General features: G+C 44.2%; 6 protein-coding genes. 5 read left to right on the plus strand and 1 reads right to left on the minus strand.

The window, feature by feature from the left end; all coding sequences use genetic code 11:
* The 5 genes from Q7J27_14795 to Q7J27_14815 all read left to right on the plus strand — a co-directional run bounded on the left by Q7J27_14795 (position 1) and on the right by Q7J27_14815 (position 4,064).
* The gene (locus Q7J27_14795) at positions 1-498 is read left to right on the plus strand and encodes an HD domain-containing protein (GenBank protein MDO9530409.1); all 498 of its coding nucleotides are present in this window, start codon (positions 1-3) and stop codon (positions 496-498) included.
* Between the two features lie 557 nt (positions 499-1,055).
* Positions 1,056-1,670, plus strand: coding sequence for a hypothetical protein (locus Q7J27_14800; GenBank protein ID MDO9530410.1), 615 nt, complete (start codon positions 1,056-1,058; stop codon positions 1,668-1,670).
* Entirely contained in the window at positions 1,667-1,951 is a 285-nt protein-coding gene (locus Q7J27_14805; protein MDO9530411.1) for a hypothetical protein, read from the plus strand. The genes Q7J27_14800 and Q7J27_14805 overlap by 4 nt, the downstream gene beginning before the upstream one ends.
* Positions 1,938-2,291 (plus strand): hypothetical protein, encoded by a 354-nt coding sequence (locus Q7J27_14810; protein ID MDO9530412.1) that lies wholly within the window; start codon positions 1,938-1,940, stop codon positions 2,289-2,291. Before Q7J27_14805 ends, Q7J27_14810 begins: the two co-directional genes overlap by 14 nt.
* Positions 2,292-2,414: 123 nt before the next feature.
* A complete protein-coding gene (locus Q7J27_14815) occupies positions 2,415-4,064 on the plus strand; it encodes an IS1634 family transposase (GenBank protein MDO9530413.1) in 1,650 nt (549 codons plus the stop codon).
* Positions 4,065-4,802: 738 nt separating this feature from the next.
* Here Q7J27_14815 and Q7J27_14820 read toward each other — a convergent pair.
* The coding region (locus Q7J27_14820; protein ID MDO9530414.1) for a DNA gyrase C-terminal beta-propeller domain-containing protein at positions 4,803-6,039 on the minus strand (1,237 nt) is incomplete at its 5' end.

The raw sequence follows: 6,039 nt of genomic DNA on the forward strand, positions 1-6,039 counted from the left end.
ATGGACCGCGCCATTGCCAAGCGGGCCGGCTTACTCCATGACATTGGAAAGAGCGTGGACCAGGAAGTGGAAGGCGACCACACCCAGCTAGGTTTTGACATTGCCAACCGTTACAACGAACAGCCGGAGGTCCTGGAAGCAATCAAAGGCCACCACTGCGACTACTCGGCGACCACACCCTACGCGGTCTTGATATCCGCGGCGGATGCGCTTTCCGCTAGCCGTCCCGGAGCCCGGCGTGAAACCCTGGAAGGTTACATCAAGCGCCTGGAAAAATTGGAAGCCATTGCTACCGGTTTCCGGGGCGTAACCCAGGCCTATGCTATTTCCGCAGGCCGGGAAGTAAGGGTAATCGTCAAGCCGGAAGCAATTTCCGACGCGGAAGCGTCCCTCCTGGTCAACCAGTTGACCAAAAAGATTGAAGAGGGAATGGAGTATCCGGGGACCATCAAGGTAACGGTGATACGGGAAGTAAGATATTCGGAGATGGCGAAATGACGTAGTTTGTCATTGCGAGTCCGCCAGAGGTGGACGTGGCAATCTCGTATTAACGTAGTGCGACCCTTTCAGGGTCGCCAATAGCACGGGTCCCCTTGCCATAGGATTGGCAAGGGGGCTAAAGCCTCGCACTACATTTTTTGTTTCCGTCACTTCGCGAAGTTCCACCGCTCTGATAACCCTCGCTTGCAGAAAAACAACGGCACACTCCAACGCCCGGCAAATACTTCTCCCTCGCGCTACCAGATGGGAAATGGCCTTTATTTCTGAAAAAAATCGTAGTAGGACAGGCGTCCCGCCTGTCATGTGCGGGTTCGATTCATCAAACCCGCACCAGAATATGATGTTAGAACCTTTACCTTGTCCTTATATTATTTGGCCAATTTCGTCCTTATAATAGATTTTTGATGGAAATTTCCTAAAAATTATGCTAAAATAAGATTAATGTCGTCCAACAAACTCCCCAAGGGCCAATTCAGGCGCCTCAGGAAAAAGTTGGATTTAAAATTGTCGGGCAAGGGTGGAAATGATCTCGAGTTTTGGTATATAATATTTCTATGAAAATTGAGGCTATAAAAAACCTAAACGTTACAGTGCTTTTTACATCACCTATTAATCACCTTCTTGTTAGCCCAAAGGGGTTGCTTGATTTATTTAAGGTTGGAGATCAACAAAAAGATCAACATACTTTCGTTGAAGCGCCAAGCTTAAAGGTTTTCATATTTCCAAACAGAAAAAAGGAGTTTGCATTCGAAGGTATGAGGATAATAGTTAACGATAAAAGCGAAGTTATGCCAAAAGATTCTGAGGTTATAGATGATTTTGAGAAAATAATAAAAGGAGACATGGTAGAACAAGATAAAGTTGCGGCTTATGGTTTTAACTATGATGCAGTTATTTCCCCAAAAGAAAGCAATTTAAAAATTAGTGATTTTGTCGGAAGTAAAATTGCTAGTATTCAAAATATAAAAATAAAGAGTGCAGGAATCAACATAGTGTTTGAAAAAGCTGGTACAACATATGTGTTAGAAATTAAACCAATTGGTAATGAGCAAAAGTTTTTTGCACATTTTAATGCACATTTTAATAGTAGGCTGCCAAGTTTTGAAGAATTAAAGAAAGGAATTGACAGAGAATTTTTAGAATTTAAAGATATTATCGAAAAAATATGAATGGAACACTAACGATAGGCGAATACGGATTCCCGATATCCATTCCTCGCGGATTGGATTACTCGTCTGATTCCATAGTTGACGAATCCGACAGAATAGCAGAGCAAATCAAAACTAAAAAGTTTGCTACGCTTAAAAACAATATTGGCAAAGAATTATTTGATAGACTTTCATATAGTGATAGGCTATTGATGATACAAACAGCTGGGACGATTGATTTTGGTCAACCAATTGATTTAGAGAATATTGAAAAAGAGATAGAAGATTATGATTCCAAATAATGCGGTTGTTTACTGTGACGCTAATTTTCTCGTAGCTTATGGGGCAAAACAAGTTGAGCAATCCGATATACAAAAGAGGGCTCAATCTTTATTTGCAGAGTTTTTAATAAACGATTGTCAGATTGCAGCATCGCCACTATCTTTTGATGAAGCATGGAATGGAGTGAGAAGGGTATTGGGTCCCAAAAATATTAAAAACAAAGCTCGTTTTTTAGTGAATAGGCTACTTAATAGATGCGGCCTTCGCCTTGTAAATAGTGGATGTGAAGAATTTTCTTATGGCGATGTTTTAACGGATGTTCCAGAAAAAAAGAGCTCAAAAACCTGTATAACCACTTAAATAAGTAGGGATTTGCGTAATTTTTTTTGATTTTCTTGTAGACACTAATAATTATAAGACATTTCCAATAGATTTCATAAAGCCTTGACAGAAAGAAAAAAATGAGGTATATTAGTAGACACTATGTATATAGATGAATCAGAATCTTATCAAAACGGCAGGGTTTATACCAGAGCGCTTTTGAGAACCAGTTACCGCAAAGACGGTAAGGTTAAGCATGATACCATTGGTAATCTTTCACACTGCAAAAGAGAAGAGATTGAGGCTATAAGATTAGCGCTGAAACACAAAGGGAATCTTACCGAATTAGCCTCTGTAAGCGATGATATTACTACCCATGAAGGTTCTTCTATCGGTGGAGTATGGGTTGTTTACGAAACTGCCAAAAGACTGGGAATAGAAGAAGCTCTGGGAAAAACTCGTGAAGGGAAGCTTGCTCTCTGGCAGATAATAGCACGGGTATCAGATCAAGGTTCACGGCTTTCAGCAGTGCGGTTAGCTGAAACTCATTCTGCTTGTGATGTTTTAGGGATTAAAAAAACATTCAATGAGGATGATTTATATAGTAATCTTACATGGTTAAGCGAACAACAGGATGGAATAGAACAACGTCTGTTTAATAATCGCAGGGAAAACAAAGTAAATACAATATTTCTTTACGATGTCACCTCCAGTTACCTGGAAGGAGAGCAGAATGCTTTTGCTGCATTCGGGTATTCACGGGATAAGAAACGAGGAAAGAAGCAAATTTTGATGGGGTTGTTGTGTGATGAAAAAGGGGACCCTGTATCAATAGAAGTATTTAAGGGTAACGTAAGAGACCATTGCACTTTTCTTTCTCAGATTAAAAAGGCAGAGGAGCGGTTTGGATGTGAGAAGGTAGCGTTTGTAGGAGACAGAGGGATGATTAAAAGCACACAAATCAAAGGCCTGGACTCTGAGAAAATCAGTTACATTACCGCAATTAGCAAATCAGAGATAGAATCACGACTGAAAAATGGAATGTTTCAGATGGAGTTATTTGACCAGGATATAGCTGAGATTGAGGCTGAAGGAGTGAGATATGTTTTCCGACGAAATCCTGACCGAGCAAAAGAAATAGCGGCAAATCGCCAGAGTAAAAAAGAATATGTGATGAAATTAGTAGCAAAGAAAAATCAGTATTTGGAAGAACATCCTCGTGCGAAAATTAGCATAGCAAAAAGAGAAATAAAAGAAAGGATTCAGAAATTAAAAATAGACAATTGGCTCAAATTACTCACCCAGGGCAGAAACTTCCAGGTGAAAACTGACAAATCTGCATTGGACAAAGAGAGTAAATTAGATGGCTGTTATGTATTGAAGACAGACCTTTCCAAACAGGAGGCATCAAAAGATGTAGTGCATGAGCGCTATAAAGATTTAGCTTTTGTAGAATGGGCATTCCGAACAATGAAAACAACACATTTAGAGGTGCGTCCGATTAATGTCAGGACTGAAAAACACACCCGGGCCCATGCGTTTGTAGTAATGTTATCTTATATGATTACACGAGCTCTGTATAAGTATTGGGTAAAACTGGATATTACTGTGAAAGAAGGGCTGAGCGAACTGGACAATCTTTGTGTAATAGATATAATTGTAAAAAACAGGGTATCTTTTCACAGCATACCTTGCCCTCGAAAACGTTCTATGGAACTTCTTAAATCTGCAGGCATCTCTCTTCCTTTGGCAATATCAACTCAAAATGTACATGTAGCCACAAGAAAAAAGTTGGTATCAAGGCGTAAATAAGAGTTATAGCCTGCGGTTTTATGCTAAAATGGTATGTGGTTGAAATGGAACATCCGTTTTAGGTGACATAAAAACTTTTACGAAAAATTTATTAGACTCTTCTAAATTTGTGGCAATTCAGTTTCCAGAAACACAGGAAAAAAGGGGAATAAATCGTTCCCTTGATAATATGGGTAATTTCCGGCTCAAACCCCGTGATTCCTTTCATCTTTCAATCATGCAGTTGAATAATATAAAACATTTAGTTACGAGAGATCAGAATGATTTTGGTGATAGGATAAAAAAATCAGGTATTGACATTATTTCTTTTTAATTTTGACCCATAAAATTGTCTTCCGGTTGACTTTCAGACAGACTGCAAGTGCAGCCCTCCCTTTTTTTAGTTTACGTTTGTTAAAATTGTAGGGGCTCGATTTATCGAGCCCGCGGGCGCCATAAATGGCGCCCCTACGTTTGACAGGCGGGCTTTGCCCGCCGTAGCTTTAGCGAAGGCGGGACGCCTGTCCCACCCTTTCGGGCTTGATGAATCAAGCCCCTACGAATACTTTGTCATTCCCGCATGTGGTAAGCGGGAATCTACACCTTATAGGATTGGATTCCCGATCTAAGCATTCGGGAATGACAGCATTTTGGTGCGGGAATGACAGGCGGGCTTTGCCCGCCGTAGCCTTGGCGAAGGCGAGACGCCTGTCCTACTGCGGGAGGGGACACAGCCCCTCCCCTACATTTCACCCCCACCTACGCCTCCCCCGTCAAGGGGGAGGAAGTCCCCTCCCTGGCGACTTCTTCGGTGATTTCGTTCACGATAATATCGGTAATCCGGTCGTCCGGCAGGATGTTAATCAGTTTAACGCCTTTGGTATTGCGGCCGATACACCTTATTCCCGCCCCGCTGATGCGGATGGCCTGTCCCTTCTGGGAAAGGATAAGCATCTCGTCCGTATCCTTGACCATGCGCATCGTAACCACTTTGCCGTTGCGCTTGTCGGTCTTAATGTCAATAATCCCCATGCCGGCCCGTTTCTGAATCCGGTAGGAATCAGACCGGGTCCGCTTGCCATAGCCCCTTTCGCAAACCGTAAGCAGCGGCGCCGGTTCGGACAAAGCCTCCACGCCTACGACCATATCGCTGCCCTTCAGCCGGATGCCGTGGACGCCGGAAGCGATCCGGCCCATGGTACGCACGTTGGATTCCGGGAAACAGATGGCCATCCCGTTCCGGGTGGTCAGGAAAATCTTATGTTCGCCGGTGGTTACCCGGACACCGGCCAGGTGGTCTTTTTCCCGCAGGGTCAGCGCAATGATGCCGCCGGCGCGCGGATGACTGTAAGCCGAAAGCCGGGTCTTCTTGACGACTCCTTTTTCGGTCGCCAGGAAGAGAAACTTCTCGGCACTGAAGTCCGGAACCGGCACGATGGCGGTTATGGACTCACCTTCCAGGAGCCGCAAAAGGTTGATAATCGGCCGGCCCTTTGCCTGCCGGCTCTGTTCCGGAACCTGGTAAGCCAGGAGCCAGTAAACTCGTCCGAGATTGGTGAAAAAAAGCAGATAGTCGCGGGTGTTGGCCAGGACCATCTCCTTCAGATAATCATTCTCCTTGCTGGCGCCGGCCAGCACGCCCCGGCCGCCCCGCCTCTGCCGGCGGTAGGTATCCAGCGGCAGGCGTTTGATGTAACCGGTGGCCGAAAGGGTAATCACGGTATCTTCCGGCTTAATCAGGTCTATCTCCGAAAATTCCATCACTTCGGAAGCGATAATCTGCGTGCGGCGTTCGTCTCCGTAACGTTTCACCAGGTCATTCAGTTCGCTCTTGATGATGCCGTTAACTTTACCCGGACTGGCCAGAATCGTCTCGTATTCCGTAATCTTCTTCTTCAGGTCCGCGCTCTCGTCGCGTATCTTCCCCTGTTCCAGACCGGTGAGCCGGGACAACGGCATTGCCAGAACCGCATCCGCCTGCTTTTCGGAAAGCTTA

The organism is Syntrophales bacterium (assembly GCA_030655775.1).
Taxonomy (GTDB): Bacteria; Desulfobacterota; Syntrophia; order Syntrophales; family JADFWA01; genus JAUSPI01.